General features: G+C 66.7%; 25 protein-coding genes and 2 pseudogenes. 10 read left to right on the top strand and 17 right to left on the bottom strand.

The annotated features are described in order from the left end of the window. Nucleotides 1–37 precede the first annotated feature (37 nt). Nucleotides 38–484, top strand: a complete 447-nt coding sequence (locus tag AP428_RS09415) for a multidrug/biocide efflux PACE transporter (RefSeq protein ID WP_011694345.1) — start codon at nucleotides 38–40, stop codon at nucleotides 482–484. 45 nt (nucleotides 485–529) lie between these two features. Here AP428_RS09415 and AP428_RS09410 read toward each other — a convergent pair whose 3' ends face one another. From AP428_RS09410 to AP428_RS09380, 7 genes are all read right to left on the bottom strand, one after another. Beyond that, the gene (locus AP428_RS09410) at nucleotides 530–1,735 is read right to left on the bottom strand and encodes a chromate transporter (protein ID WP_011694344.1); all 1,206 of its coding nucleotides are present in this window, start codon (nucleotides 1,733–1,735) and stop codon (nucleotides 530–532) included. A 201-nt stretch (nucleotides 1,736–1,936) separates the two neighbouring features. Continuing rightward, on the bottom strand, nucleotides 1,937–4,276 hold the full coding sequence (locus AP428_RS09405; RefSeq protein ID WP_027813796.1) for an EAL domain-containing protein: 2,340 nt from the start codon (nucleotides 4,274–4,276) through the stop codon (nucleotides 1,937–1,939). Nucleotides 4,277–4,491: 215 nt separating this feature from the next. Next, nucleotides 4,492–5,376, bottom strand: a complete 885-nt coding sequence (locus AP428_RS09400) for a PhzF family phenazine biosynthesis protein (RefSeq protein ID WP_011545886.1) — start codon at nucleotides 5,374–5,376, stop codon at nucleotides 4,492–4,494. Between the two features lie 13 nt (nucleotides 5,377–5,389). Beyond that, the gene (locus AP428_RS09395; RefSeq protein ID WP_006478174.1) at nucleotides 5,390–5,848 is read right to left on the bottom strand and encodes a RidA family protein; all 459 of its coding nucleotides are present in this window, start codon (nucleotides 5,846–5,848) and stop codon (nucleotides 5,390–5,392) included. A 42-nt stretch (nucleotides 5,849–5,890) separates the two neighbouring features. Beyond that, a complete protein-coding gene (locus AP428_RS09390) occupies nucleotides 5,891–7,072 on the bottom strand; it encodes a PLP-dependent aminotransferase family protein (RefSeq protein ID WP_006478175.1) in 1,182 nt (393 codons plus the stop codon). A gap of 166 nt (nucleotides 7,073–7,238) precedes the next feature. After that, nucleotides 7,239–8,147 carry a DMT family transporter gene (locus AP428_RS09385; protein ID WP_006478176.1) on the bottom strand — a complete coding sequence of 303 codons (909 nt, stop codon included), beginning with the start codon at nucleotides 8,145–8,147 and terminating at the stop codon, nucleotides 7,239–7,241. Nucleotides 8,148–8,214: 67 nt separating this feature from the next. After that, nucleotides 8,215–8,910, bottom strand: a complete 696-nt coding sequence (locus tag AP428_RS09380; protein ID WP_011694343.1) for a VOC family protein — start codon at nucleotides 8,908–8,910, stop codon at nucleotides 8,215–8,217. A gap of 232 nt (nucleotides 8,911–9,142) precedes the next feature. On the opposite strand from AP428_RS09380, the gene AP428_RS09375 reads away from it, so the two are divergent. The 4 genes from AP428_RS09375 to AP428_RS09360 all read left to right on the top strand — a co-directional run bounded on the left by AP428_RS09375 (nucleotide 9,143) and on the right by AP428_RS09360 (nucleotide 13,797). Then, on the top strand, nucleotides 9,143–10,603 hold the full coding sequence (locus AP428_RS09375; protein ID WP_011545884.1) for a PLP-dependent aminotransferase family protein: 1,461 nt from the start codon (nucleotides 9,143–9,145) through the stop codon (nucleotides 10,601–10,603). A 214-nt stretch (nucleotides 10,604–10,817) separates the two neighbouring features. Then, nucleotides 10,818–12,716, top strand: coding sequence for a molecular chaperone HtpG (htpG, locus tag AP428_RS09370; protein ID WP_011545883.1), 1,899 nt, complete (start codon nucleotides 10,818–10,820; stop codon nucleotides 12,714–12,716). Nucleotides 12,717–12,724: 8 nt separating this feature from the next. Further along, complete coding sequence (locus AP428_RS09365) at nucleotides 12,725–13,321, top strand: chorismate lyase (protein ID WP_011545882.1); 597 nt, start codon at nucleotides 12,725–12,727, stop codon at nucleotides 13,319–13,321. Further along, entirely contained in the window at nucleotides 13,321–13,797 is a 477-nt protein-coding gene (locus AP428_RS09360; RefSeq protein WP_011545881.1) for a DNA-deoxyinosine glycosylase, read from the top strand. The genes AP428_RS09365 and AP428_RS09360 overlap by 1 nt, the downstream gene beginning before the upstream one ends. 35 nt (nucleotides 13,798–13,832) lie before the next feature. On the opposite strand, the gene AP428_RS09355 is transcribed toward AP428_RS09360, so the two are convergent. The 5 genes and pseudogenes from AP428_RS09355 to AP428_RS09335 all read right to left on the bottom strand — a co-directional run bounded on the left by AP428_RS09355 (nucleotide 13,833) and on the right by AP428_RS09335 (nucleotide 17,131). Further along, nucleotides 13,833–14,252 carry a hypothetical protein gene (locus AP428_RS09355; RefSeq protein WP_226292087.1) on the bottom strand — a complete coding sequence of 140 codons (420 nt, stop codon included), beginning with the start codon at nucleotides 14,250–14,252 and terminating at the stop codon, nucleotides 13,833–13,835. Then, complete coding sequence (locus AP428_RS09350; RefSeq protein WP_041489227.1) at nucleotides 14,245–14,838, bottom strand: nucleotidyltransferase domain-containing protein; 594 nt, start codon at nucleotides 14,836–14,838, stop codon at nucleotides 14,245–14,247. Before AP428_RS09350 ends, AP428_RS09355 begins: the two co-directional genes overlap by 8 nt. Nucleotides 14,839–15,039: 201 nt before the next feature. Beyond that, on the bottom strand, nucleotides 15,040–15,843 hold the full coding sequence (locus AP428_RS09345; protein ID WP_011545878.1) for a hypothetical protein: 804 nt from the start codon (nucleotides 15,841–15,843) through the stop codon (nucleotides 15,040–15,042). A gap of 74 nt (nucleotides 15,844–15,917) precedes the next feature. Further along, the gene (locus AP428_RS09340) at nucleotides 15,918–16,613 is read right to left on the bottom strand and encodes a mobilization protein (RefSeq protein ID WP_011545877.1); all 696 of its coding nucleotides are present in this window, start codon (nucleotides 16,611–16,613) and stop codon (nucleotides 15,918–15,920) included. A gap of 263 nt (nucleotides 16,614–16,876) precedes the next feature. Beyond that, nucleotides 16,877–17,131 (bottom strand): annotated as a pseudogene (locus tag AP428_RS09335) (hypothetical protein). 147 nt (nucleotides 17,132–17,278) lie between these two features. On the opposite strand from AP428_RS09335, the gene AP428_RS09330 reads away from it, so the two are divergent. The 3 genes and pseudogenes from AP428_RS09330 (at nucleotide 17,279) to mctP (ending at nucleotide 20,183) form a co-directional block, all read left to right on the top strand. Next, entirely contained in the window at nucleotides 17,279–18,196 is a 918-nt protein-coding gene (locus tag AP428_RS09330) for a spermidine synthase (RefSeq protein WP_011545876.1), read from the top strand. Between the two features lie 198 nt (nucleotides 18,197–18,394). Beyond that, a pseudogene (locus AP428_RS09325) lies at nucleotides 18,395–18,636 on the top strand (DUF3311 domain-containing protein). Continuing rightward, nucleotides 18,633–20,183: a monocarboxylate uptake permease MctP gene (gene mctP / locus AP428_RS09320; RefSeq protein WP_011545875.1), complete on the top strand. Its 1,551-nt coding sequence runs from the start codon at nucleotides 18,633–18,635 to the stop codon at nucleotides 20,181–20,183. Before AP428_RS09325 ends, mctP begins: the two are co-directional and overlap by 4 nt. 98 nt (nucleotides 20,184–20,281) lie before the next feature. Here mctP and AP428_RS09315 read toward each other — a convergent pair whose 3' ends face one another. From AP428_RS09315 to AP428_RS09295, 5 genes are all read right to left on the bottom strand, one after another. Next, on the bottom strand, nucleotides 20,282–20,737 hold the full coding sequence (locus AP428_RS09315; protein ID WP_011545874.1) for a VOC family protein: 456 nt from the start codon (nucleotides 20,735–20,737) through the stop codon (nucleotides 20,282–20,284). A gap of 240 nt (nucleotides 20,738–20,977) precedes the next feature. Further along, a complete protein-coding gene (gene tal / locus AP428_RS09310) occupies nucleotides 20,978–21,931 on the bottom strand; it encodes a transaldolase (protein WP_011545873.1) in 954 nt (317 codons plus the stop codon). A gap of 181 nt (nucleotides 21,932–22,112) precedes the next feature. Next, nucleotides 22,113–23,324, bottom strand: coding sequence for a benzoate/H(+) symporter BenE family transporter (locus tag AP428_RS09305; RefSeq protein ID WP_006478189.1), 1,212 nt, complete (start codon nucleotides 23,322–23,324; stop codon nucleotides 22,113–22,115). A 55-nt stretch (nucleotides 23,325–23,379) separates the two neighbouring features. Beyond that, nucleotides 23,380–24,555: a VWA domain-containing protein gene (locus AP428_RS09300; protein WP_011545872.1), complete on the bottom strand. Its 1,176-nt coding sequence runs from the start codon at nucleotides 24,553–24,555 to the stop codon at nucleotides 23,380–23,382. 28 nt (nucleotides 24,556–24,583) lie between these two features. After that, nucleotides 24,584–25,426 (bottom strand): MoxR family ATPase, encoded by an 843-nt coding sequence (locus AP428_RS09295; RefSeq protein WP_027806662.1) that lies wholly within the window; start codon nucleotides 25,424–25,426, stop codon nucleotides 24,584–24,586. 244 nt (nucleotides 25,427–25,670) lie between these two features. On the opposite strand from AP428_RS09295, the gene AP428_RS09290 reads away from it, so the two are divergent. Continuing rightward, entirely contained in the window at nucleotides 25,671–26,030 is a 360-nt protein-coding gene (locus AP428_RS09290) for a cytochrome c (protein WP_006478192.1), read from the top strand. A 40-nt stretch (nucleotides 26,031–26,070) separates the two neighbouring features. Next, nucleotides 26,071–26,430 carry a cytochrome c gene (locus AP428_RS09285; RefSeq protein WP_006478193.1) on the top strand — a complete coding sequence of 120 codons (360 nt, stop codon included), beginning with the start codon at nucleotides 26,071–26,073 and terminating at the stop codon, nucleotides 26,428–26,430. The last annotated feature ends 136 nt before the right edge of the window (nucleotides 26,431–26,566 follow it).

Genomic DNA, 26,566 nt, shown 5'->3' with positions numbered 1-26,566 from the left:
TGGCCGACATGGATCAGGTAACGCATTGGAGCGAATCATGAAACAGATCAATAAAACGGTGACGGAACGGCTGCTGCACGCGCTGACGTTCGAACTGGTGGCGATCGCGCTGTGCGCGCCGATCGGCGCATGGCTGCTCGACATGCCGGTATCGCACGTCGGCGTGCTGACGGTGATGGTGTCGCTGATCGCGATGGCGTGGAACATGACGTTCAACACGCTGTTCGACCGCTTCGAGCGCCGGGCCGGGTTGTCGCGCACGCTCGGCATGCGGGTCGCGCACGCGGTGACGTTCGAGCTTGGCCTCGTCGCGATGGTGGTGCCGGTTGCCGCGTGGTGGCTGAACGTGAGCCTCGTCGAGGCGCTGTTGCTCGACCTCGGTATCGTGCTGTTCTTCCTGCCTTACACGTTCTGCTTCAACCTCGCGTACGACGCGCTGCGCGCCCGCTGGATGGCACGCCGGGTTACGGTGCAGGCAGGTTGAGCGGGTGAGGCGGACCAGACCGGACAGGGCGACGGCCGGCGCCCGTCAGCGCGCGGCCCACAGCCACACGCTGCACACCACGGCGACCGCGCCGTACACGGCATAGACGGGCACCTTGAAGCGCGTGAAGCACAGCGTGGCGAACGCGCCCGTCAGCCAGTAAACCGGGTCGGCCGGTTCGCGATGCAGGATTTTCACGACGGCGACCACGAGAAAGCCGGTCGTCGCCGCGCGCAGCAGGCGCATCCCGTGCTCGAAGCGCGAATGGCGCTTGAGCCGGAGCAGATGGTTCTGCGCAAACACGACGAGGCATCCCGACGGAATGAACAGCGCGGCCGTGGCGAGCAGCGCGCCGACCCATCCGTCGGTCAGATAGCCGAGAAACGGCACGACGTTCAGCAACGGCCCCGGCGCGACCGGCGACAGCGCGAACGCCAGCGTGAAGTCGTGATCGGAGATGCCGGTCGCCGGCGAGACGAACAGCGTCTTGAGCACCGGCAGCGCGGAGAAGCCGCCGCCGAACAGCGTCATGCCGGCGCCCGCGAGGCGCGGCCATAGCAATTCCGCCTGGTAATCGCCGGGCAGCGGCACCGCGAACAGCACGACGAGCACGCCGAGCAGCACGAGCAGGGTGCGGTCGCGCTTCGACAGCGTGAAATCGACCGCGTCGCGCTGCGGCGGCCCCGTCAGCCAGCCCGCTGCAAACGCGGCGAACAGAATCCCGACGAAAGCGGCCGGACTATGCGCGAAAGCGAGCAGAATCGTCGATAGTGCGGCGATCGCCTGTTCGAGCCGCGTGCGCGCGAGCGAGCGCACCTGCTTGACCCACGTGACGCCGATCAGCGCGGCGAGCACCATGCCGAAGTGATTGATCAGCATCGGCGCGGCAAGCGAGCGCACGAGCGGCGTCTGATAGAAGATCGCGAACAGCGTCATCAGGATCGAGAACGGCAGCACGCTCGCGATGCCGGCGACCCAGGCGCCGGCACGGCCATGCAGCGTCTGGCCGACCTGCACGGCGACGTTGCAGCCGACGGGGCCCGGGACGAGCCATGCGAGCGCGACGAGATCGCCGAAGACGTGCGGCTCGATGCGCCGCAGCCGCTCCACGTAATGGCGTTCGAGTTGCGCCATCATCGAAAGTCCGCCCCACGAAACGGCCGAAATGCCGGCGACGACCTTGAACAAGGCCCATAGGGATGCCGGTGCCTCTTCGACACGCGCGGTCGCTTCGACTTCGACGGTTGTCATGATTGGTGTGGTTGGCGCAGGGCCAGATCTCTCGCGTATGGCCGTGCCGGCGGCCCGCCGACACGTCGGCCCTCCCGATTGTCCGCTGCGCATCATGACACTGCCATGCGCGAAAACGCTAGTTAATGAATTGAACGATCGGATCGGAAAACGAAATAATTGCGGCGTCGCACAACGCGCGCGCCTGCAGCAGGGCGGCGCTCAGGCGCCCGTGCTGCCGGTCGCGCGATGCGCGACGACATTCGGATGCTCGCCGCGCACGCCGAAGCGGGCGATCAGCGCGGGAATCGCATCGGCCGGCACCGGGCGCGAGAACAGGAAGCCCTGCGCCTCGATTTCGCCGAGCGCGGACAGCCACGTGATCTGCTCCTCGGTCTCGGTGCCCTCGACGACGACCGTCAGCCCGAGCGAGCGCGCGAGATGCACGATCGACGACACCATCACGCACACGCTGCGGTCGTTCGGAATCGCCTGCACGAACGAGCGGTCGACCTTCAGCGTATCGACGGAGAAGCGGTGCAGGTACGACAGCGATGAATAGCCGGTGCCGAAATCGTCGAGCGCGATCCGGATGCCGAGCTTTTTCAGCGCGACGATCTTCTCGGACACGAGTTCCGGATATTCCATCATCGCGGTCTCGGTGATCTCGATCTCGAGCCGGTTCGCGGGGATGCCGGTGTCCTGCAGCGCCTGCGAGATCGTCTCGATCAGGTCGCCGCGCCAGAACTGCACGGGCGAGATGTTGACCGCGAGCGTCAGCGTGTCGTGGCCTTCGTCGCGCCAGCGCGCGATCTGCTCGCACGCGGTGCGGATCACGAAGTCGCCGATCGGCACGATCAGGCCGGTCGATTCGGCGATCGAAATGAATTCGTTCGCGGAGATGACGCCGTGCTCGGGGTGATCCCAGCGTGCGAGCGCCTCGAAGCCGGTGATGGTGCGATGCGTGAGGTCGATCTTCGGCTGGTACGCGAGGAACAACTGCCCCTCGGCGAGCGCGACGCGCAATTGCTGTTCCCAGCGCATCAGATGGTCGGCCCGGTGCGACAGGTGCGGCGCATAGAACTGGTAGCAGTTCTTGCCGGCGTCCTTCGCGCTGTACATCGCGAGGTCGGCCTTTTTCAGCAGGTCGATCTCGCTTTCGTTCGCGACGGTGTGCAGCGCGATGCCGATGCTCGCATGCAGCACGAACGAACTGCCGCGCACGTCGAACGGCTCGCCGAACATCCGGATGATCGCTTCCGCGAGCCGCACCGCGCGCCGCTCGACGTCGTCGCCCTTCATCACGACGACGAACTCGTCGCCGCCGATGCGCGCGAGCGAACCTTCGTCGCCGACCGCATCGGCCAGGCGCGACGCGGTCATCTGCAGCACGATGTCGCCGGCGTTGTGGCCGAGCGTGTCGTTGACGGTCTTGAAGTTGTCGAGATCGATGAACAGCAGGCCGAGCCGCGACAGGCTCGCGGGCATCGACACGTCGTTGCGCAGCCCGCGCAGCGTCGCATAGCGGTTCGCGAGGCCGGTGAGCAGGTCGTATTCGGCGAGCTGCGTCATTTCGCGCTCGCGGCCGAGCAGCTTGCCGATCAGGCCCGTCGCGACGCCGAAAAACGCGAGCATCGCGAGCGTGATGAAGCTCGTCATCAGCAGGTAGACGTTGCGCGTGTGGGTGTAGTCCGCGAACTCTTCCGTCTGCGACAGGCCGACCATCACCGCGAGCGGGTAGCCGTCGAGGTGGCGGTACGACACGATGCGCGTCACGCCGTCGATCGGATCGATGATCGTGCCCGTCACGCGCTCGGCGATCGGGTAGACGCCCGACGCCGAAAACGCGCCCGGCGCGTTGCTCACCGAGCCTGTGCGCCGCGCGAGCACTGCGCCCGTATCGGACACGACCGCGATCACGCCTTCCTTGCCGATGGCCGCGTTGTTGTAGAAATCGTTCGTGAAGTAGCTCGGGTCTTCCGACACCACGACGATGCCCGCGAAGCTGCCGTCCGGGTTGTTCAGGCGCCGCGTCATCTGCAGCGTCCAGTGGCTCGACACGCGGCCGAGCACGGGCTTGCTGATGAAGAGGCGGTCGTCGTTGTGCGCGAGGTGGACCTTGAAGTGCTCGCGGTCGGACAGGTTGATCGGCTGCGGATGGAGTTCGGCGGTGTTCGCGAACAGGATGCCCTTCGCGTTGACGAGCGATACCTGGATCAGCGTGTCGCTCGGCACGACGCCTTTCTCGACGGCGCTCGCGAGATTGAAGCGCGCCGGCGATTTCTCGAATTCGAACTTGACGAAGCGGGTGATCTGGTCGACTTGGTGGATCGCCTTGACCGTATGCTGCTCGAGCGCGGACGACAGGATCGCCGCGGAGGCCGCCGCTTCCTTGTACGCACTGTCCTTTTCGACGGACAGACGCGCGATGATCACGGCCCACAGCAGCGCGAGCGCCAGCATCCCGAGCAGCGGGATGGCGAACAGCGCACGCCGGCGCGACTTGCGCGGCGCGCGCAGCGGCCGGTTCGGCGGCGTGTGGTTGGACCGGGCAGAGCTCATCGAAGAGGGCGGCGTCCTGCTCGCGTGCGCCATCCGTCTGGATGGCCGGCTATGGTTCGGATTGTCCCGACGTCTGTTCGTTCGCGGGACGCGCAACCATGGACAGACCTCCGAAACAACGGATTAGGCCCGATATTACTGGCTGGAACGTTTTTGCGATAGTTGGGCAAAGCGTAGGGCGCCGGACGAGCCGGCGCCATCCACATCGCGAAATGTCAGTCGGGTGACCGGAACGTGCCGTCGACGACCGTGACGACGTGGCCGCCGATCCAGGTCGTGCCGTCGTCGTCGTAGCTGACGAAGATGCGGCCGTCGCGGCCGATCGCCGTGCCCTGGCGGGCTGTATACGATTGGCCGGGGCGGCGTTCCTGGCGCGTCAGCAGCCCCGCGAGCGCGGCGTTCGCGCTGCCGGTGACGGGGTCCTCGCCGGGCGTGCCGAACTGGCCGCCGGTCATCAGGCAGCGGATCTCGAACGTCGCGGGGCCGCCTTCGGCGTGCGGCGCGTAGGCGGCGAGGCCGTCCACGCCGTAGCGGTGGGTCAGCGCCGCCAGCGCGGCAGGATCGGGCGACAGGCCGATGCACGCATCGGCCGACTTCAGCCGCACGACCAGCCACGGTGCGCCGTTGTCCACCGCGCACGGCTCGGCGTCCAGGTCGAGCGCGTCGCTGCGCAGCGCGGCGGCCAGTACCGCGTAGTCCGAACGGTCGAGCGGCGTGACGCGTGCCGGCGGCGCGGCGAACGCCCAGCGGCCGCCCTGCTCGCGCAGCGCAACCCGGCCGACCCCGCACTGCTGGATCAGCCGGCCCGGCGTGCGCGGCCGCGCGCCGCTTTCCAGGAACGCATGCGCGGTGCCGAGCGTCGGGTGGCCGGCGAACGGCAGTTCGCCGCCGGTCGTGAAGATCCGCACGCGATAGTCGGCTTCCGGATCGGTCGGCGTGCAGAGGAACGTCGTTTCCGACAGGTTCGTCCAGCGGGCGATCTCGAGCATGGCGTCGTCGCCGAGCGAATCGGCGTCGAACACCACGGCAAGCGGATTGCCCTTGAACGGCACCGACGTGAACACGTCGACCTGCTTGAAGCGAACGAGACGACCGTGCATCGCGCTGCGCCCGTTACGCGACTTCGGCGATCAGTTCGATCTCGACGCACGCGCCGAGCGGGATCTGCGCGACGCCGAATGCCGAGCGCGCATGCTTGCCCGCGTCGCCGAACACTTCGGCGATCAGCTCCGACGCGCCGTTCGTCACGACGTGCTGTTCGGTGAAGTCGAGCGTCGAGTTGACGAGGCTCATCAGCTTGACGATGCGCGTGACCTTGTTCAGGTCGCCGGTGTGCGCGTGCAGCGTCGCGAGCAGGTCGATCGCGATCGAGCGGGCGGCGGCCTTGCCGTCTTCCGTTTGCAGATCCGCGCCGAGCTTGCCGGCCCAGACCTTGCCGTCCTTCTTCGCGATGTGGCCCGACAGGTAGACCGTGTTGCCGCTTTGCGCGCTCATCACGTAGGCGGCAGCCGGGGCGCCGGCGGTCGGGAGCTCGATGCCGAGCGACTTCAGTTTGTCGTAGACGTTAGCCATGTGTTCGATTCCTCGTAGAGAGTCGTGACAGGAAAAAGGGGATCAGAGGCGCTCGCGCAGCAGCTTGCCGAGGCGCGCGACGCCTTCCTCGATCTTCTCGGGCGGCACCGTCACGAACGACAGGCGCAGCGTGTTCTGCTGCGCGTTTTCCGCGAAGAACGGCGCGCCCGGCACGAAGGCGACGTGGTTGTCGACGGCCGCGGCGAGCAGCTTCATGCTGTCGATCTGCGCGGGCAGGTTCACCCAGATGAACATCCCGCCTTCCGGGCGGTTCCACGTGACGCCTGCCGGCATGTGGCGCGTGAGCGCGCCGAGCATCGCGTCGCACTGCGCGCTGTACAGCTCGCGGATCGTCGGGATGTGCTCGTCGAGGAAGCCGTCCTTGATCACTTCGTGCGCGATGCGCTGCGTGAGCGTCGGCGTGTGCAGGTCGGTGGCCTGCTTGGCCTGCACGAGCTTGAAGTGGAGTTCCTCGGGCGCGATGATGTAGCCGATCCGCAGGCCCGGCGCGAGCACCTTCGAGAACGTGCCGAGATGCACGACGTGGTCGGGCGCCATCGACAGCATCGTCGGCAGCGGCTCGCCCTGGTAGTTCAGCGCGCCGTACGGATCGTCCTCCAGCACCGGGAACGGGCTCGTCTGCGCGAACGCGGCGAGCGCACGGCGGCGCTCGACGGGCAGGCGGCGGCCGGTCGGGTTCTGGAAGTTCGGCTGCGCGTACAGCAGCCGCGCGCCTTGCGTGAGTTCGGGCGTGAGGCCTTCCGGCAGCAGGCCCTGCTCGTCGGTCGGCACCTGCACGTAGCGCGGCTCGTACAGCGAGAACGATTGCAGCGCGCCGAGGTAGGTCGGGGTTTCGACGAGGATCGGGCTGTTCGGGTCGATCAGCGCCTTGCCGAGCAGGTCGAGCGCCTGCTGCGAGCCGGTCGTGATCAGCACCTGCGACACGCGCACGCTGTAGCGCTCGGCGATCCACTCGCGCAGCGGCAGGTAGCCTTCGGTCGCGCTGTACTGGAGTGCGGCGGCCGGCGCATCGCGCAGCACGCGGTCGGCGGCGGCGCGCATGCGTTCGGCCGGGAACGTCGCGGGGGCGGGCAGGCCGCCGGCGAACGAGATGACCTCGGGGCGTTCCGTGACCTTCAGGATCTCGCGGATCGCCGAGCTCGTCAGCTTGCGGGCGCGTTCGGAAAGCTGCCAGTGCGGCGGATGCAGGTCGCTCGGATTCATAGTCTCCTCGTTCGGATATCGTGGTCAGTCAAGAAAGGTCGATCAGGCGGATCGCTTCGACGCCGCCGGGTGGGCGAGCGCGAGCACGATGGCGCCTTCGCGGCTGGGTGGGCACGGCCAGTCAGGCGAAACCGATCAGGCAAAACGTCCATTATGGCGCACCTCATCAGCCGGCGCGAGCGGCGCGCGGCGCCGTGGCGACCGCCGAGCGGCGCCCGAGCACCACGGTCGCGATCACGGCGGCGGCGAACAGCCACGTCGACGGCGTGACCGTTTCGCCGAACAGCAGCGCGGAAAAGGCGATCGTGAAGAAAATCTGCAGCAGTTGCACCTGGCCGACGCGCGCGGTGCCGCCCATCGCGAGCCCCGCATACCATGCAAAAAAGCCGATGAATTGCGAAAAGAGGGTCACGTAGCCGAACGCGAGCCAGGTGCGTGGCGCGAGCGGCCCCGGATGCGCGGCGTGCTGCATCCATGCGAGCCAGCCGACCGGCAGCACGAGGAACGGCGCCGACACGACGAGCGCCCAGCAGATCACCTGCCAGCCGCCGATCTGGCGCGCGAGGCGCGCGCCTTCCGCATAGCCCAACGCGCCGATGCCGACCGCGACGAGCATCAGCGCGTCGCCGGCCTGCACGGTGCCTCCGCCGTCACGCAGCGCGAACGCGATCACGAGCGCGCTGCCGGCCACCGCACTGGCCCAGAACGCCTTCGACGGCCGTTCGTGCGACAGCCATGCCGCATACAGCGCGACGAACAGCGGTTGCAGTCCGTTGACCACCGCGCCGTGCGAGGCCGGCACCGATTTCATCGCCCACGCCGAGAACACCGGGTACGCGATGATCACGCCGGCCGACGTGATCGCGAGGCTTTTCAGTTGCGCGCGGGTCGGCAGCCGCTCGCGGCGCCACCACAGCAGCAGGCCGGCCGGCACGGCGGCGGCGAGCGCGCGGCCGAGCCCGTTGAGCAGCGGGTTGAGTTCGGATACGACGATCCGCGTCATCGGCAGCGTCAGGCTGAAGATCATCACGCCGATGAGGCCGAGCAGCATGCCCCGGGTTTCGCGCGAATTCATGTCGTGGGTGTCTCCGTATTGGCGAGGTGCGTATGGTGTGACGAGCAGGGCGGCCGCGCGTGCGGCGTCAGCGCAACGTGCGTGGGCCTTGCGGCGTATCGAATTCGGCGACCAGCGCCGGCGGACCGTCGGTGGCTTCGACGTCGAGCAGGTGGGCGGCGCCGAGCCAGTCGAGTTGCGCGCGGATCGTATCCGCGTGCGGATGGGCGCCCTTGAGCGCTTTCAGCGCGATGCCGTCGGCCGGCAGCGATTCGGCCGGATGGCGCGGGCTGTCCCACTGGATCAGCGACGGCACGAGGCCGTCGCCTGCGTCCTGCCACGCGGGGAAGCTGCCGTCGTCGGGCACCGTGAGGCCCCAGCTCAGATCGCCGCGCCGCATCGCGACGACGGGCGCGATGCGGGCCGGATACTGGCGCTGCCACAGCGCAAGCTGGCGCGGGCGGTCGACGCGCGCGACCCAGTGTGCGAGAAACGGGCCCTGCTGCGCGAGCCGCGCCTGGATCGCCGGATCGTCGAGCCCGAACAGCCGCGCACGAGGCGGTTTTGCACCGTCTTCCGGCGCGGGCGCGTCGGGGTCGATCGCGATCACTTCGAGATAGAGCCCGCTCCACGCGCCGAACAGCGCATTGTGGGTCCGCATCAGCGGATGGCGGCCGCCGCCGGCCGGTTCGATGCCGAGTGCGTCGGCGACATGGCGCACGCCTTCGTCGAGGGTGCGCGCGGCAATCACGAGATGGTCGAGTGTCAGGGAGCGGGCTGGCATGAGGGTCGGTCGGGAAGCGAAAGTGTCAGGGTAGGCGGACGGCGTGCCGGGCGGGGGGCGCACCGGCCGGCGCACCGCTCGCGAGGCGCCTCGGCGTGCGCTGCGCCACGTGCGGCGGGCCGGAACGGCGGCCGCACGATCGCCATTCCGGTCAACTGTAATCGTCGCTACCGGCACAGTAACGGTACAATCGGCGCGATAGCCTTCGGTACAGTTGGAGAGCCTGCCGCCCATGTCCACCGTCCCCCTCGCCCAGATTCCCGCGCCGCACGACACGGCCACGCTCACGCTCGTCGACCAGCTGGTCCAGTGGGCGCGGCGGCGCATCGACGAACGCGTGTTCCGTCCCGGCATGCGCATGCCGTCGATCCGCAAGCTCGCGCTCGACAAGAGCGTGTCGCGCTTCACCGTCGTCGAGGCCTACGAGCGTCTTGTCGCGCAGGGCTACCTCGACTCGCGGCGCGGCTCCGGCTTCTACGTGCGCGAGCGCACCGGCGCCGGCCCGCAGCCGGCCGATGGCGTCGCGCGCGTGGCCGAGGCCGCGCCCGTGCACAACACGATCGACGTCGTCTGGCTGCTGCGCAACATGCTGCACACGGTCAGCCCGGAGAAGGGCCCGGGCCTCGGCTACCTGCCGGGCCGCTGGCTCGACGGCGAGCTGATCACCGGCGCGCTGCGCGCGCTCGGGCGCCAGTCGGGCGCGCAGATGCTCGGCTTCGGCACCGCGCAGGGTTTCCTGCCGCTGCGCCAGCAACTGCAGACGCGCCTCGCCGAAGTCGAGATCGGCGCGAAGCCCGAACAGATCGTGCTGGTGTCGGGCATCACGCAGGCGATCGACCTGATCTCGCGGATCTACATGCGCCCGGGCGATGCGGTGATCGTCGGCGATCCGGCGTGGTTCCAGATGTTCGGCCGTTTCGCGGCGCAGGGCGCGCAGCTCGTCGGGATGCCGTATACGCCCGACGGCCCCGACCTCGACGCGCTCGAAACCCTGGTGCAGATGTGGCGGCCGAAGATGCTCGTGATCAACTCGGTGCTGCAGAACCCGACCGGCACGTCGCTGTCGGCCGCGCAGGCGTTCCGGATCCTGAAGCTCGCGGAGGCCTACGACTTCCTCGTCGTCGAGGACGACGTGTACGGCGACCTGTGCCCGCCCAGCTATCCGGCCACGCGCCTCGCGAGCCTCGACCAGTTGAAGCGCGTGATCTATCTCGGCAGCTATTCGAAGACGCTCGCGGCGAACCTGCGGGTGGGCTACGTGGCTTGCGCGCCGGAGATCGCGAAGGCGGTCACCGACCAGAAGATGCTGGTCGGGATGACCACGCCCGAGCTCAACGAGCGCGTGCTGTACAAGATCCTGACCGAAGGGCATTACCGGCGCCACGTCGAGCGGCTGCGCGCGCGGCTCGACGGCGTGCGCGACAAGACCGCGCGGATGCTCGAGCGCACGGGGCTCGGCCTCTTCACGATGCCGGCGGCCGGGATGTTCCTGTGGGCCGACACGGGCGTCGATTCGGACGCGCTCGCGGCGGTCGCGCACGAAGCCGGCTTCCTGCTGACGCCCGGCAGCCTGTTCTCGCCGCAGCAGTCGCCGTCCACGTGGATGCGCTTCAACGTCGCGAACTGCGGCGATCCGGCGCTGCCGGGGCTGCTGGCGGGCTATATCGACTCGGCGGTGCGGCGCGCGTCGTGACGCGGCGCGGCAGGCCGGCTCTTGAAATGGCGCGTGCCGTCCCCAGATACGCGCGCAAACCGCCGGCGCCAGGCGGTCGTCCCAGAGGGGGCCGTCCCGAACGGGCCGCCCCAACCCGGTTGTCCCAACCGGGCGTCCTTCACGGGTCCGCCGGCATCGCGCGCCGGGCGCCGGCGTCACCCCTTTTCAGTTCAAGTAAGAGGAAACAGCATCCATGGCACACGAAACGATGAGCTTTCAGGCAGAGGTCAAGCAACTCCTCCACCTGATGATCCATTCGCTCTACAGCAACAAGGAAATCTTCCTGCGCGAACTGGTGTCGAATGCGTCCGACGCGGCCGACAAGCTGCGTTTCGAAGGGCTCGCGGACAACGCGCTGTACGAGAACGATCCGAACCTGCGTATCCGTATCGGCTACGACAAGGCCGCGCGCACGATCACCATCGACGACAACGGCATCGGCATGAGCCGCGACGAGGCGATCGCGAACCTCGGCACGATCGCGCGTTCGGGCACCAAGGAATTCTTCACGAAGCTGTCGGGCGACCAGCAGAAGGACGCGGCGCTGATCGGCCAGTTCGGCGTGGGCTTCTACTCGGGCTTCATCGTTGCCGACAAGATCACCGTCGAAACGCGTCGCGCGGGCCTGCCGGCGAACGAAGCCGTGCGCTGGGAAAGCGCGGGCGAGGGCGATTTCACGATCGACGCGATCGAGCGCGCGCAACGCGGCACGACGATCACGCTGCACCTGCGCGAAGGCGAGGACGACCTGCTGTCGTCGCACCGCCTGAAGTCGATCATCCAGAAGTACTCCGACCACATCGCGCTGCCGATCCTGATGCGCAAGGAAGAGTGGGATCAGGAAAAGGGCGAGATGGTCCTGAAGGACGAGGACGAAACCGTCAACCAGGCGAGCGCGCTGTGGACGCGTTCGAAGAGCGACGTCACCGACGAGCAGTACACGCAGTTCTACCAGCACATCGCGCACGATCACCAGGACCCGCTCACGTGGACGCACAACCGCGTCGAGGGCCGCAGCGAATACACGCAGCTGCTGTTCGTGCCCGCGCACGCGCCGTTCGACCTGTGGAACCGCGACTATCGCGGCGGCCTGAAGCTGTACGTGAAGCGCGTGTTCATCATGGACGACGCCGAGCAGCTGCTGCCGCAATACCTGCGCTTCGTGAAGGGTGTGGTCGATTCGGCCGACCTGCCGCTGAACGTGTCGCGTGAAATCCTGCAGGAAAGCCGCGACGTGAAGGCGATCCGCGAAGGCGTGACCAAGCGCGCGCTGTCGATGCTCGAGGAACTCGCGAACGCGGAAGACGATGCCGGCAAGGAGAAGTACAAGACGTTCTGGGGCGCGTTCGGCCAGGTGCTGAAGGAGGGCCTCGGCGAGGATCACGCGAACCGTGAGCGCATCGCGAAGCTGCTGCGCTTCGCGTCGACGCATGGCGACACCGACGCGCAGGACGTGTCGCTCGCCGACTACGTGTCGCGCATGAAGCCCGAGCAGAGCAAGATCTACTACGTGACCGCCGATACGTGGCAGGCCGCGAAGAACAGCCCGCATCTGGAAGTGTTCCGCAAGAAGGGTGTCGAGGTGCTGCTGCTGACCGACCGCGTCGACGAATGGATGCTGTCGTTCCTGCATGAATTCGACGGCAAGCCGCTCGCGAGCGTGGCCCGCGGCGACCTCGATCTCGGCGAGCTGAACGACGAGGAGAAGAAGGCGCAGGAGCAGGCCGGCGAGGCGATCAAGCCGGTCGTCGAGAAGATGAAGGAAGCGCTCGGCGACAAGGTGAAGGAAGTGCGCGTCACGTTCCGCCTGACCGATTCGCCGTCGTGCCTCGTCGCGGACGACAACGACATGAGCGGCTACCTGCAGCGGATGCTGAAGGCAGCCGGCCAGAACGCGCCGGCGATGCAGCCGATCCTCGAGATCAATCCCGAGCACGCGCTCGTGAAGCAGCTGAACGCCGACAGCGCCGATTTCGGCGACTGGTGCCATCTGCTGTTCGATCAGGCGCTGCTGGCCGAAGGCGGCATGCTCGACGATCCGGCGAGCTTCGTGAAGCGGACCAACGCGCTGCTGCTGTCGCGCGCCGCGTGAACGCGCGCATGCGATTCGACGGCGCGCAGGCCGGCTGGCGCGAGACGCCGCGGCCTGGCTGCACGCTCGACCAGCGCGACTGGCTGACGCGCGGCGGATCGCTGACCGCGCACCTCGCGCGGCTCGGCCGCGTGAACGTGCGGGTGACGCGCGAGGCCGTCGACCGCCCGTGGTTCGACGAGCCGGACGCGCTCGCCAGTTCGCCGCGCGCGCCGATGTGGGTGCGCGAGGTGATCCTGTCGGTCGACGGCATGCCGTACGTCGCCGCGCACAGCATCGCGCCGCTCGCGGCCAGCAAGGGCGTGTGGCAGGCGATGCGGCGGCTGCGCACGCGACCGCTCGCGGAGCTGCTGTACAGCGATCCGCAGGTCGAGCGCTCGGCGCTCGTGAGCCGGCGCGTGATCGCCGGCCATCCGCTGTATGCGCTCGCGAGCCATGCATTGCTGGGCGCGCGGGCGCCGCATGCGTTCGTCGCGCGGCGCTCGGTGTTCCAGCGTCACGGCAAGCCGCTGATGGTCACCGAGTGCATGCTGCCGGCGCTGTGGCGCCACCTCGATGCGCACGGCGACGGGCCGCGGTCCGTCGGGTCGCACGGAGGCGCGTGATGCTGCAAGGTTTTCCGCCGGTCGTCGCGCCGAATACGCACACGATGATCCTCGGCAGCTTTCCGGGCGAGGCGTCGCTCGACGCCGCGCAGTACTACGCGCATCCGCGCAACCAGTTCTGGCGGCTGCTCGGCGCGGTGCTCGGCGAGCCGTCGCTGCATGAGCTGCCGTACGACGCGCGGCTCGAGCGCGTGCTGTCGCACGGCATCGGCATCTGGGACGTGCTCGATGCGTGCCATCGTCAGGGCAGCCTTGATTCCGCGATCAGGAACGCGAAGCCGAACGACTTCGATTCGCTGCGCGCGCATGCGCCGTTGCTGAAGCGCGTGTGCTTCAACGGCAAGACGGCGGGGCGGTTCGCCGAGGTGATCGGCCAGGCTGGGTACGAGACGCTCGTGCTGCCTTCGTCGAGCCCGGCGAACGCGATGCTGTCGTTCGAGCAGAAACTGGTGCTTTGGCGCGGGATTCGCGCCTGAAACTCGTTGGATTCAGAGTATCCCGCGAAGCAGTATCAGGTGGACGGCAGCAGGTGGTCGAGTAGAGATACGGTTTCAATGAGTTCAGCAGTGAGCCGAACCAACTCGGCGGTCAGACTCGCTGGAAGATCTATGTTGCCCTCGTATTCGGCCGCATTGCGCCTGCGATGGCAGGTATCGAGCACGCGCCATTTTTCGGTCGGCCAGCCGATCGTGTGTTCGAGACACTGAAAGACCAGATATCGGTCGTCGCTCCGGTATCCGTGAGCCCGTAACGCAGCACGTGACGCGGCGTGAGCGGAATCGTAGGCGAGGATGAACTGGCTCTCCGTCGCCATTCCGTTACTGCTTGTGACGGTATCGAGCAAGGTTCGAGCGAGGTCGAGCAGATGTTCGAATTCGCCGCGGTTCGCCGGAAGGGGTTTGAGTTTTCCGATGCGTACGAGGTTATCCAATGCGGTCAATGTCGTCCTCGGTTCCGATAATCATCAGCTTCGGTTGGCGCAGCACTTCCGCGAGGAACGGATGACTTTTGCGTTTCCGTTCGAGAAATTCCTCGTGAGTATATTGTGTGATCTGGACCGAGCGGCCGAGCTGTCTTTCAGCCGATTCGAGTGCGGCCATGATTTGTCCATAGCTGAGCGTCTCACTGACCAACATAACATCGACGTCGCTACCGGCGTGGTCGCTGCCTTGGGCAACCGAACCGTATACAAAGGCGAGCTGTATCTCTGAGGTCAGCGGTGACAGTGCTTCGCGGAGCACCTCGACGACCCCGAAGGTTTTGAGGACGATGAGACGCAGCTCGCTGAAAATGGGACTGCCGGCAAACGCTCGCACCTGTTTGAGATTGGCGATGCGTCGAGTTTCGATGAGGCCACCTTTTTCGAGACGATTCAGTTCGCGCTGGACGCTGGCACTACCGAGACCGGTCAGCCGGATCAACTCTTTGACGTGAAACCACTGTTCGGGCTGCCCAAACAGGCAGGCCAGAATGGGTTGCTGTGCGTTGGAAAAGAGGGCGTCGCCGAGCTTTGTCATAAGCCGTGATATTAGCACGATCGAGCCAAAATTTAGCACGATCGAGCCAAATTTAAGCTCGATGAGCGACCGTTCGGCGGATCTAGATAGCAGGGATATCGCGAGACGTTGGTGATGGCCACGGTGAGCGGTTGCAGGGGCGGGAGCGGCAACAGGACAAACCGGACCTGATGCGATCGCGCCGCCACTCGACGCTACCGGTCAAGGCTTCGCCTCGCCTTGCCTGGTGCCCGTGGCCGAGACGATGCGACTTTGTGCCGCCACGAGTTGATCATCGGTGGTCGCCACCAGCCACAGCCGTGCGTGCTCCTCGATCCGGCGGTTGTGGTCCTTCAACGGCCCCAGCGCGGCAGCGGCCTTCCAGACCACCGGGCCGATTCGGCTACTTCTGCCCGACGGCGCGCCTACCAGCAGGCAGTAAGGTCCCAGCGGAAGCGAGACGAACGGCAGTGCCGGACTGGCTATCACGCGCCAGTCGATGAACGGTGTGTCGCTGATCAGCAGCGGCGTGGGCAAGCCGTAGAGCACACTGAAATCGTACAGCGCCAGCTGTTCTCGCATGCCGACGTAAATTCGCCGGATGTCGTCGACGACCGCCGCGCGGATCTCGTCCTCGAACATCGGTTCCTGCGCGTAGCGGGCCCGTGCCTGGCGAGCCTCCCGTTGATACGCGCTGAACAGGCCGATCTCCACGCAATCCTGCACGGCGCGCTGAACCTCCGCCACGGAACCGGCTTCCCCGGGCGTGCCCAACTGAGCCGCCCGCAAAAAGCGGGCAAGTCCGGCATCGTGGATCGCGGGGCCCTCCGCGGGCGTGTCGTCCTCAGCGTTCTTGCCCAGCGGCACGTAGGTATATTGCTCGGCGGCGAAATGCGATTTCTTGCCTTCGTCGAACTTGATTTCGCCATCCACGCAGTCCAGATAGCGCGTCCCGATTCGACCGTGCTCCCAAACCCAGTTTTTCAGGAACGGACGGAGTGGATGCAGTCTGTCGTGATCGGCCATCGAGCCTCCAAGTTTTCCCGGTATGAGCCATGCCAACCCAACCGCCGCACATTCCGCGCCGTCACGGGCCCGTGCTACAGGGCGAGCGTGCCCAGCTCCTCGTAAGTACGATGCAGCCAGACCTTGACGCGCTGCCGCTCCAGCAAGCCGAGCCCCGTGGCGGCGCGGTCCGGATGATTGACCGCCGCCCAGAAGCTCGCGCTTTGCCGATCGATCTTCTGCATGGTCGTATCGGGCAGGCGGCGCAGCGTAATCACGCTGGCGCCAAGGGCTTCGGCCCGCTCGCGTTCGCCGGAGGCCTCCAGAATCTCGAAGCGATCGCCGCGGACTTCATTCAGCACGAGCACCAGCTTGATTCGTCCGCCGAATTCGTCGAGCCATTGCCGCAGCAGATCGACCGAATCGCGGCCAGTGTCCATCACGTGCCACCACGTCAGCGTGAGGCCGTGTTCCTCGGCGAAGTCGACTACGTCCGAATCGTCGAGCCACTTGGCGAGCGACTGCCGCGTCTGGGCCGCGAGATCCACCAGTATGCGCCGTTGCGGATCCTCGAGCGCCGATTCCATGACCGGATCGAGGCTGTCATGCTGGTCGAGCACGGCGGGCGCGGCAAAATCGGCATAGAACCGCAGGAGCGCGCCGTGCGATCGGTCGGTATCGAAGCCCACGAAGGGCATGCTCCGATCGATGAAATACTGGGCCAGCACGCGGGCCGCGAGCGATTTGCCGACGCCGCCTTTTTCCCCGCCAATGAAGTGGATGTGACTCATGCTTACGAAATCCCGTGTAATGGAGCAGGTATGGCCAGAGCGGATATTGGCAGGCTTCGATGACGTTACGGCGCAACCGGTCCCGTCGAAAGAAAATGCATGCGCGGCACCAGCATGCTGTCTGGTCAACGCCGGTGTCAAACTGAACAAAATGGCGTCCCGTTCCGGCGGTTGCCGGGCACGGTGCGCGGCGAGCCGACGCTGCATGCGCTGCCGTACGATGCGCGGTCGTCAGGCAGCAAAAACGACTTCGATGTGTCAGCTCAATCGTCGTTGCCCCATCGCCACCGGGGCTTCTCGCCCTTGAGCCAGCACACCGCAGTCAGCAGCGCGACCAGCACCACGAGGCATGCCCCGTACGCCACCGGCGACCGATGCGGCGGCACGAGCCATGCACTCGCGACGACGCTGATCGCGAACAGCAGCAGCACGACCCAGCCCTGTCACGCGACCGGCAATCCCCATCCCCAGCCGTAGCGCTTCGCCGGAAACCAGATCTTCTTGTCGTGCGAGGTCATGCGCTCTCCTGTGGGTCCGCGAATGCAGCGTAGCGCCGACGGGATTCGACGTCACGTGTGGCGGGGCACGCGTCGGCGGCCTCCGCCTCCCACCAATGCTATCCTCTCGTCCGCTCATCCAGCGTCACCCAGCGAGATTCAACCATCATGACCCGACTGATCAAGCGCGCGTCCGCCGAGGCACGCGCGTTCAAGCAACGCAAGCCGTCCGCCTACAACGGCTCCGAAAAACTCCAGCCGCCGCGCGTGAAGCGCCGCCCGGACATCGACGAACACGACGACGTGCCGGTGCTCGAAGCGCCGCGCAAGCCGCGTTTCGCGCCCGTGACGTTCTCCGAAGAAGGCGGCGTGCGCTTCCTGCACTTCGGGACCGAGTGGGTGCAGGGCGCGATGCGGATCTCGAAGCCGCTGCATATCGAGCTCGAATACGCGCAGCAGATGATGGCCTGGCTGCTGTTCCTCGAAACGCCGGAGCGGATCGTCCAGCTCGGGCTCGGCACCGGCGCGCTGACCAAGTTCTCGCATCGTTTCCTGCCGCACGCGAAGGTCGAGGCCGTCGAGCTGAACCCGGCCGTGATCGTCGCCGCGCGCACGATGTTCGCGCTGCCGCCCGACGACGCGCGCCTCGCGGTGCACGAAGCCGACGCATGGGACTTCGTCAACGACCCGGCCAACCGCGGCACGGCGGGCGCGATCCAGATCGACCTGTACGACGCGACCGCGCGCGGCCCCGTGCTCGACAGCGTCGCGTTCTACCGCGCGGTGCGCGGCTGCCTCGCCGATGCCGGCATCGCGACGATCAACCTGTTCGGCGATCATCCGAGCTTCGTGCGCAACATGAAGCACCTGAATGCGGCGTTCGACCACCGCGTGATCGCGCTGCCCGAAGTGCACGACGGCAACCGCATCGCGATCGCGTTTTCGGGCCCCGCGCTCGACGTGCCGTTCGCCCAGCTCGACGCCCGCGCGAAGCTGATCGAGGACACGCTCAAGCTGCCCGCGCGCAAGTGGGTGAAAGCTTTGAAAGCAACGGACGGCGCACGCGACACCGCGTTCGCGATCTGACGCCGGACGCACCGGCGCAGGCCGGCGCATCCGCGTGACAAGGGGCGGATCACCTCGGGTTCGCCCCTGCTTGACCGCGTACTCGCGGCTCCTATACTGGCGCGAAGCCAGGGGAGCCGCAGCCTACCCGTTTCGCCGCTCCTCTCGGTGCCGTACCCGCTCAACAAGATCGATAACCGGGATAGAAGAGGAGACGTCATGGCTCACGATGCCGACGCCAACCGGGCCGCGAAGCGCTGGCTCTGGCTGCTGGTACTGCCGTTGATCGCGATGGTCTGGGTGCCGTCGTACAGCAAGATCGAACCGCAATGGTTCGGTTTCCGTTTTTCTACTGGTACCAGTTGCTCTGGGTCTTCATCAGCGCGGTGATCACCGCGTTCGTGTACTTCAAGACCAAGAACGCGTGGAAGGCGAGCGGTACGCAAGGAGGTGCGCAATGAATCTCGGCGCAACCTTCGTCTTCGTCCTGCTGTTCATCGGCGTCACGATCATCGGTTTCCTGGCCGCGAACTGGCGGCGCGGCGATCTCGCTCATCTCGACGAATGGGGCCTCGGCGGACGTCGCTTCGGCACGATCGTCACGTGGTTCCTGCTCGGCGGCGACCTCTACACGGCCTATACGTTCGTCGCGGTGCCCGCGCTCGTGTTCGGCGCCGGCGCGATGGGCTTCTTCGCGCTGCCGTACACGATCCTGATCTATCCGTTCGCGTTCGTCGTGTTCCCGAAACTGTGGAGCATCGCGAAGCGGCACGGCTACGTGACGGCCGCCGACTTCGTCAACGCGCGCTACGGCAGCCGGATGCTCGCGCTGGCGATCGCGGTGACGGGCATCGTCGCGACGATGCCGTACATCGCGCTGCAGCTCGTCGGCATCGAGGTGGTGATCGGCGCGCTCGGCTTCGACACGACCGGCTTCGTCGGCGACCTGCCGCTGATCATCGCGTTCGCGATCCTCGCCGCCTACACGTACACGTCGGGGCTGCGCGCCCCCGCGATGATCGCGATCGTGAAGGACGTGCTGATCTACGTCACGATCGCCGCCGCGGTCATCGTGATCCCCGCGAAGCTCGGCGGCTTCGGGCACATCTTCTCCGCCGTGCCGCCCGCGAAGCTGCTGCTGAAGGCGCCCGACGCGATGAGCCTGAACGGCTACAGCGCATACGCGACGCTCGCGATCGGCTCGGCGCTCGCGCTGTTCCTGTATCCGCACTCGGTCACGGCGATCCTGTCGTCGTCGTCGGGCAACTCGATCCGCCGCAACATGGCGATGCTGCCCGCGTACTCGTTCGTGCTCGGCCTGCTCGCGCTGCTCGGCTACATGGCGCTCGCCTCCGGCGTGAAGGACATGCCGCAGTACGCGCCGTACTTCAAGGCGTTCGGCCCGAACTTCGCGGTGCCCGCGCTCTTCCTCGAGTACTTCCCGTCGTGGTTCGTCGGCGTCGCGTTCGCGGCGATCGGCATCGGTGCACTGGTGCCGGCGGCGATCATGTCGATCGCGGCCGCGAACCTGTACACGCGCAACATCCACCGCGAGTTCGTGAACCGCAACATGTCGCACGACCAGGAGACGCACGTCGCGAAACTCGTGTCGCTGATCGTGAAGGTCGGCGCGGTGGCGTTCATCCTCGGGCTGCCGCTGACCTACGCGATCCAGCTGCAGCTGCTCGGCGGGATCTGGATCATCCAGACGCTGCCGGCGATCGTGCTCGGCCTGTACACGCGCGTGCTCGACCATCGCGGCCTGCTGGCCGGCTGGGCGGCCGGCATCATCTGCGGCACGTGGATGGCGGTCTCGCTGAAGCTGGCGAGTTCGATCTTCACGATCCACCTGTTCGGCCTCGCGATTCCCGGCTACGCGGCCGTGTGGTCGCTGATCGTGAACCTGGTGGTGTCGGTGGTCGTGAGCGTGCTGGTGCGCGTGATCGGCATGGCGCATGCGGAGGATCGCACGCGGCCGGAGGATTATCTCGACGTCGTCGAGAGCTGATACGGGTCGTGCGCGGCCGCGTGCCGCGCACGACGCATTGCCGGCTGCCCGGCAACGAAAACGCCCGCCACCGCAAGGTGGCGGGCGTTTCCTTTGCGTCAGCCCTGCGCGCGTTTCGCGAGCTCCTCGCGCTGCGACAGATCCTCGACGTTGACCATCCAGTGCACGCCGAAGCGATCCTTCGCCATCCCGAAGCCGAGCGCCCAGAACGTCTTGCCGAACGGCATCGTCACTTCGCCGCCGTCGGCGAGCGCATCGAACAGCTTCTGGCCTTCCTCGACCGTCGCCGGGTTCAGCGACAGCGAATAGCCGGCGTGCGCGGCGCCCGCCGGCTGGCTGCAATCGCCGTCCGAGCACATGATCATCGAGTCGCCGATCGTGAAGCTCGCGTGCATCACCTTGTCGCTCATCTCCGGCGACATCGGGTAATCGGGATTCGGCGGAGCGTCCTTGAAGTGCATCTTGAACATCGTCTTCGCGCCGAGTGCCTTTTCGTAGAACTGAAGGGCTTCGTCGGCACGACCGTAGAACGTCAGGTACGGTTGAACTTGCATCGTTGTCTCCTGGAATGAGCCGTGCCGGCGCGTCGGCGCTGGCGCGGCGTCGTGCAAGATTGACTGGGGAAAGGGCGCATCGGGAGGCGGCCGTCGCACCCGTGACGTGGATTGTAGTGCGCGCGCTTGACGATGGAATGAAAAATAAAAACGGCCGCGAACATCCTGTTCGCGACCGTTTGCAGCGCTTGCTGACGGCTGTTGTCAGTCTTGCTGACAGCCGCTGACGCGTCGTGCGGCTCAGCGCAGCGCGTCGATCAGCTTCTCGAGTTTCACCGCGTCGGCGGCGAACACACGGATGCCTTCGGCGAGCTTTTCGGTGGCCATCGCTTCGTCGTTCAGCTGGAAGCGGAACGACGCCTCGTCGATCGCGACGCGCTCGGCCGGCTTGTCCTGCAGCGTTTCCGGGGACAGCTTGCGGGCGACCGTCTCGTTGCTCTCCTGCAGCTTCTGCAGCAAATCGGGACTGATCGTCAGCAGGTCGCAGCCGGCGAGCTCGGTGATCTGGCTGGTCGTGCGGAAGCTCGCGCCCATCACTTCGGTCTTGTAGCCGAACGTCTTGTAGTACGTGTAGATGCGGCGCACCGATTGCACGCCCGGATCGTTCGCGCCGCCGTCGCGCGCTTCATTCCATTCGGCGCCGGCCTGCTTCTTGTACCAGTCGTAGATGCGGCCGACGAACGGCGAGATCAGCTGCGCGCCCGCTTCCGCGCACGCGGCGGCCTGCACGAGCGAGAAAAGCAGGGTCATGTTGCACTTGATCCCTTCCTTCTGCAGCACCTCGGCCGCGCGGATGCCTTCCCACGTCGACGCGAGCTTGATCAGGATGCGCTCGCGGCCGATGCCGGCTGCTTCGTACAGCTTGATGAGCTCGCGGCCCTTCTCGATCGAGCGCTGCGTGTCGAACGACAGGCGTGCGTCGACCTCGGTCGATACGCGGCCCGGGATCAGCTTCAGGATTTCGGTGCCGAATGCGATCAGCAGGCGGTCGATGATGAAATCGGTGCTTTCGTTGCGATGATCGCGGACGGTTTTCTCGAGGATCGGCTTGTACGCATCCTTCTGGACGGCCTTCAGGATCAGCGACGGGTTCGTGGTCGCGTCCTGCGGCTTGTATTGCGCAAGCTGCTGGAAGTCGCCCGTGTCGGCGACGACGGTCGTGTACTGCTTCAGCTGGTCGAGTGCGGTAGTCATGGCGATTCGGAAGAAGAGCGCGGGGCGCCGGGTTCTCACGGGCCGCGCGAGCGCGGCGGCGAAGCGAAGCGGCGCCGGGCGCCGCTTCCAATCCATCATTTTAGGCCCGATTCGTGTCGCGCACGTTTTGGCGTGCCGGGCGGGCGCGGCGGCGCGCGCCGCGGCAGGCGGCCGAGCCGCGTCACGCGGGGCGCCGCGCGTTCAGGATCACCTGCGTGACGACCCCGGCGACGAGCCCCCAGAATGCCGAGCCGATCGACAGCAGCGTGAGGCCCGACGCGGTCACCATGAACGTGACGAGCGCCGCTTCGCGCTGCTTCACGTCCTGCATCGCGTTCGCGAGGCCGCTCATGATCGAGCCGAACAGCGCGAGCGCCGCGACCGACACGACGAGCGCTTTCGGCAGCGCCGCGAACAACGCGGCGATCGTCGCGCCGAAGACGCCGGCGACCAGGTAGAACGTGCCGCACCACACGGCGGCCGTGTAGCGCTTCGCGTGGTCCTCGTGCGCTTCGGGGCCGGTGCAGATCGCGGCCGTGATCGCCGCGAGGTTCACGCCGTGCGAGCCGAACGGCGCGAGCAGCAGCGACGCGAGGCCGGTCGTCGCGATCAGCGGCGACGACGGCGTCGGGTAGCCGTCCGCACGCAGCACCGCGATGCCCGGTACGTTCTGCGACGCCATCGCGACGACGAACAGCGGAATGCCGATGCTGACGATCGACGCGATCGAGAACGCGGGCATCGTGAACACCGGCTGCGCGAGCGCGATGTGGAAGCGGCTGAAATCGAGCAGGCCGAGGCCGCCGGCTACCACTGTGCCGACGATCAGCGTCGTCACGATCGCATAGCGCGGCGCGAGGCGCTTCACGATCAGGTAGGTGAAGAACATCGCGAGCACCAGCGCGGTCTGGAACTGCGCGGCGCGGAAGATCTCGATGCCGATCTCGAACAGGATGCCCGCGAGCAGCGCGGCCGCGATGCCGGCCGGAATGCGCTTCATCAGCGTGTCGAACAGGCCGCTCACGCCGACGGCCGTCAGCAGCAGCGCGCATACGACGAACGCGCCGATCGCCTCGGGGTAGGGCACGCCGGGCAGCGACGCGATCAGCAGCGCGGCGCCGGGCGTCGACCACGCGACCACGACGGGCGCGCGGTAGCGCAGCGACAGGCCGATCGTCGTCACCGCCATGCCGATCGACAGCGCCCAGATCCACGACGAGATCTGCGCATCGGTGAGGTGGGCGGCGCGGCCGGCCTGGAACATCAGCACGAGCGAACTCGTGTAGCCGGTCATCATCGCGACGAAGCCGGCGACGAGCGCGGACACGGACGTATCGGCGAAAAAGCGGCGGCCGCCGGCGCGGCCGGCACTCGCGGTGGACGAAGGGTTCATGCTCTCTCCGGGGCGGCCGCTCGGATGCGGCCTGTATATCTGCGAGTGGGTGTCGTTACTTGCTGAGTGCGCGCATCGCGGTTTCGAGGCCCGCGAGCGTGAGCGGATACATGCGATGGCCGAGCAGGTCGCGGATGACCGCGACCGACTGCCGGTACTCCCATAGTCGCTCGGGCTCGGGGTTCAGCCATGCATGATGCGGAAACTGGTCGGCGAGACGACGCAGCCACACGGCGCCGGCTTCCGGGTTGTTGTATTCGACCGAGCCGCCGGGCTGCAGCACTTCGTACGGGCTCATCGTCGCGTCGCCGACGAAGATCAGCTTGTAGTCGGGCGTGAACTTGTGCAGTACGTCCCACGTCGCGGTGCGTTCCGCGTGGCGGCGGCGGTTGTTCTTCCACAGGTGGTCGTACACGCAGTTGTGGAAGTAGAAGAATTCGAGGTGCTTGAATTCGGCCTTCGCGGCCGAGAACAGCTCTTCGGTGCGCTTGATGTGGTCGTCCATCGAGCCGCCGACGTCCAGCAGCATCAGCACCTTCACGTTGTTGTGGCGCTCGGGCACCATCCGCAGGTCGAGCCAGCCCGCGTTCGCGGCCGTGCTGCGGATCGTGCCGGGCAGGTCGAGCTCCTCGGCGGCGCCTTCGCGCGCGAAGCGGCGCAGCCGCCGCAGCGCGACCTTGATGTTGCGCGTGCCGATCTCGACCGAATCGTCGTAGTCGCGGTACGCGCGTGCTTCCCACACCTTCACCGCGGTGCGGTTGCCGTTCGACGGGCCGCCGATGCGCACGCCTTCCGGGTTGTAGCCGCCGTGCCCGAACGGCGACGTGCCGCCCGTGCCGATCCACTTGTTGCCGCCTTCGTGGCGTTCCTTCTGCTCGTCGAGCAGCGCCTTCAAACGCTCCATCAGCTTGTCGAGCCCGCCCATCGCGTCGATCTGCGCCTTCTCCTCCGGCGACAGTTCGCGCTCGAGGCGCTTCTCGAGCCAGTCGAGCGGGATGTCGAACGCCTCGGACGGTAGCGTGGACACGCCATGGAAATACGCACCGAACGCCTGGTCGAACTTGTCGAAGTACTGCTCGTCCTTGACGAGCGTCATCCGCGCGAGGAAGTAGAACGCGTCGATCGACGGCGAGATCAGCCCGGCCTTCAGCGATTCGAGCAGCGTCAGGTATTCCTTCACCGAGACGGGCAGCTTGGCTGCGCGCAGCGCGTAGAAGAAATTGAGCAGCATGGCCGGGCCTTCGCGGGGTGAGGGAGGATTACCGGTTGTGCCGGTTCATGTAGACGAGCCGCTCGAGCAGGCTCAGATCCTGCTCGTTCTTCAGCAGCGCGCCCGCGAGCGGCGGCACGATCTGCTTCGCGTCCGCGCCGCGCAGCGCGTCGGCCGGGATGTTCTCGGCGAGCAGCAGCTTCAGCCAGTCGAGCAGTTCGGACGTCGACGGCTTCTTCTTCAGGCCCGACACGCCGCGCAATTCGAAGAAACTCTCGAGCGCCGCGCGCAGCAGTTCCTCGCGGATGTCGGGGAAGTGCACCGCGACGATCTTCTGCATCGTCGACGGATCGGGAAACTGGATGTAGTGGAAGAAGCAGCGGCGCAGGAATGCGTCGGGCAGCTCCTTCTCGTTGTTCGACGTGATGATGACGAGCGGGCGGTGCTTCGCGCGGACCGTCTCGCGCGTCTCGTACACGTGGAACTCCATCCGGTCGAGCTCGCGCAGCAGGTCGTTCGGGAATTCGATGTCGGCCTTGTCGATCTCGTCGATCAGCAGCACGCTCGGCTGCTCGGCGTCGAACGCCTGCCACAGCACGCCCTTGACGATGTAGTTCGCGATGTCCTTGACGCGCTCGTCGCCCAGCTGCGAATCGCGCAGCCGCGACACGGCGTCGTATTCGTACAGGCCCTGCTGCGCCTTGGTGGTCGACTTGATGTGCCACTGCAGCAGCGGCATGTCGAGCGCGGCGGCCACTTCCTCGGCCAGCATGGTCTTGCCGGTGCCGGGCTCGCCCTTGATCAGCAGCGGGCGTTGCAGCGTCAGCGCGGCATTGACCGCGAGCTTCAGATCGTCGGTGGCGACGTAGTGCGAGGACCCTTCGAAACGCATGGCGACGCTCTTCTTCATCGGGGAAAAAACCCAGTATAAGTCAGAAGGGCTGTCCGGGCGGGCCGCGCCCGCGTATCGTTGCAGGGCTGTGGCGGGGCGAACCGGGGCGCCGTATGGACGCGTTCCCCGCCGACGCGGTACAATCTGGCCGTTTTTTTTGGCCTGCGTGGCGACCGACAAGCAAAACGGCGCGGGCCGTTGCCGCTTCGGCGCCAGTTTCCCCTCAAGCTAGGTTACAAGAGCTATGAACAAATTCGTCGGCAAACACGTCGTTGTCGCAGCGCTCGTGGCGCTCGCGGGCAGCGCGCAGGCGGCCGGTGTGGTCGGCAACCCGAAGGACGGGGCGAGCAAGGCCGCCATGTGCATCGGTTGCCACGGCATCCAGGACTACCGCGCGGCGTACCCGGAGGTCTACCGGGTGCCTGTCCTCGGCGGCCAGAACCAGCAATACCTCGAGAACGCGCTGAAGGCCTACCGCAAGAAGGATCGTCACTTCCCGTCGATGAATGCGATCGCCGGCTCGCTGACCGACCAGGACATCGCGGATCTGTCGGCGTACTACGCCGCCCAGAAGGCCGACACGAAGGACAACCCCTACAAGTAAAGCGCGCGCCGCCGATCTCTCCGGCGGGACAGGAGCATTCATGAACAACGCATTCAAGACGGCGGCGGTTGCACTGGCGGCCGGCCTCGCGATCGGTACCGCGCACGCCGCGGACATCTCGAAGGGCAAGGAACTGGTCGAATCGCACAACTGCGCGGCCTGCCACGGCGCGCAGCTGAACAAGCCGATCAACGCGGAGTACCCGCGCCTCGCCGGCCAGCACGCCGACTATCTCGTGTGGGCGATGCGCCAGTACCAGATGGGGCTGACGAACCCGCTGATCGGCCGCAACAACGCGATCATGCAGGCGCAGGTACAGAACCTGTCGGTCAGCGACATGAAGGACATCGCGTCCTACATCGAGTCGCTGAAGGAAACCGACCTCGTGTTCAAGAAGTAAGCGCGACGGGCCTCACGGGCTCGCGCAGCAAGCTCACGGGCTCGCGCAGCAAGAATGCCCCGCCTCGGCGGGGTATTTTTTTGTCTGCGGCGCGGCTGTCCGCGGCTCGGTGCGGCGGGATGTGCCGGGCCTGCGC

It is taken from the genome of Burkholderia sp. E168m22, from assembly GCF_001319805.1.
Lineage (GTDB): Bacteria > Pseudomonadota > Gammaproteobacteria > Burkholderiales > Burkholderiaceae > Burkholderia > Burkholderia orbicola.
Note: the sequence above shows the minus strand (reverse complement) of the source record. Positions and strands in the feature narration are given on the sequence as shown.

What these genes read in the sequence shown, in the direction of transcription:
- AP428_RS09410 (WP_011694344.1), bottom strand. Translation starts at nt 1,735, where the DNA reads ATGACAACCGTCGAAGTCGAAGCGACCGCGCGTGTCGAAGAGGCACCG.
- AP428_RS09400 (WP_011545886.1), bottom strand. Translation starts at nt 5,376, where the DNA reads ATGCACGGTCGTCTCGTTCGCTTCAAGCAGGTCGACGTGTTCACGTCG.
- mctP (WP_011545875.1), top strand. Translation starts at nt 18,633, where the DNA reads ATGAATCTCGGCGCAACCTTCGTCTTCGTCCTGCTGTTCATCGGCGTC.
- AP428_RS09350 (WP_041489227.1), bottom strand. Translation starts at nt 14,838, where the DNA reads ATGACAAAGCTCGGCGACGCCCTCTTTTCCAACGCACAGCAACCCATT.
- AP428_RS09385 (WP_006478176.1), bottom strand. Translation starts at nt 8,147, where the DNA reads ATGAATTCGCGCGAAACCCGGGGCATGCTGCTCGGCCTCATCGGCGTG.
- AP428_RS09380 (WP_011694343.1), bottom strand. Translation starts at nt 8,910, where the DNA reads ATGCCAGCCCGCTCCCTGACACTCGACCATCTCGTGATTGCCGCGCGC.
- AP428_RS09290 (WP_006478192.1), top strand. Translation starts at nt 25,671, where the DNA reads ATGAACAAATTCGTCGGCAAACACGTCGTTGTCGCAGCGCTCGTGGCG.
- AP428_RS09330 (WP_011545876.1), top strand. Translation starts at nt 17,279, where the DNA reads ATGACCCGACTGATCAAGCGCGCGTCCGCCGAGGCACGCGCGTTCAAG.
- tal (WP_011545873.1), bottom strand. Translation starts at nt 21,931, where the DNA reads ATGACTACCGCACTCGACCAGCTGAAGCAGTACACGACCGTCGTCGCC.
- AP428_RS09345 (WP_011545878.1), bottom strand. Translation starts at nt 15,843, where the DNA reads ATGGCCGATCACGACAGACTGCATCCACTCCGTCCGTTCCTGAAAAAC.
- AP428_RS09375 (WP_011545884.1), top strand. Translation starts at nt 9,143, where the DNA reads ATGTCCACCGTCCCCCTCGCCCAGATTCCCGCGCCGCACGACACGGCC.
- AP428_RS09340 (WP_011545877.1), bottom strand. Translation starts at nt 16,613, where the DNA reads ATGAGTCACATCCACTTCATTGGCGGGGAAAAAGGCGGCGTCGGCAAA.
- AP428_RS09365 (WP_011545882.1), top strand. Translation starts at nt 12,725, where the DNA reads ATGCGATTCGACGGCGCGCAGGCCGGCTGGCGCGAGACGCCGCGGCCT.
- AP428_RS09300 (WP_011545872.1), bottom strand. Translation starts at nt 24,555, where the DNA reads ATGCTGCTCAATTTCTTCTACGCGCTGCGCGCAGCCAAGCTGCCCGTC.
- AP428_RS09390 (WP_006478175.1), bottom strand. Translation starts at nt 7,072, where the DNA reads ATGAATCCGAGCGACCTGCATCCGCCGCACTGGCAGCTTTCCGAACGC.
- AP428_RS09395 (WP_006478174.1), bottom strand. Translation starts at nt 5,848, where the DNA reads ATGGCTAACGTCTACGACAAACTGAAGTCGCTCGGCATCGAGCTCCCG.
- AP428_RS09405 (WP_027813796.1), bottom strand. Translation starts at nt 4,276, where the DNA reads ATGAGCTCTGCCCGGTCCAACCACACGCCGCCGAACCGGCCGCTGCGC.
- htpG (WP_011545883.1), top strand. Translation starts at nt 10,818, where the DNA reads ATGGCACACGAAACGATGAGCTTTCAGGCAGAGGTCAAGCAACTCCTC.
- AP428_RS09305 (WP_006478189.1), bottom strand. Translation starts at nt 23,324, where the DNA reads ATGAACCCTTCGTCCACCGCGAGTGCCGGCCGCGCCGGCGGCCGCCGC.
- AP428_RS09360 (WP_011545881.1), top strand. Translation starts at nt 13,321, where the DNA reads ATGCTGCAAGGTTTTCCGCCGGTCGTCGCGCCGAATACGCACACGATG.
- AP428_RS09295 (WP_027806662.1), bottom strand. Translation starts at nt 25,426, where the DNA reads ATGCGTTTCGAAGGGTCCTCGCACTACGTCGCCACCGACGATCTGAAG.
- AP428_RS09285 (WP_006478193.1), top strand. Translation starts at nt 26,071, where the DNA reads ATGAACAACGCATTCAAGACGGCGGCGGTTGCACTGGCGGCCGGCCTC.
- AP428_RS09315 (WP_011545874.1), bottom strand. Translation starts at nt 20,737, where the DNA reads ATGCAAGTTCAACCGTACCTGACGTTCTACGGTCGTGCCGACGAAGCC.
- AP428_RS09415 (WP_011694345.1), top strand. Translation starts at nt 38, where the DNA reads ATGAAACAGATCAATAAAACGGTGACGGAACGGCTGCTGCACGCGCTG.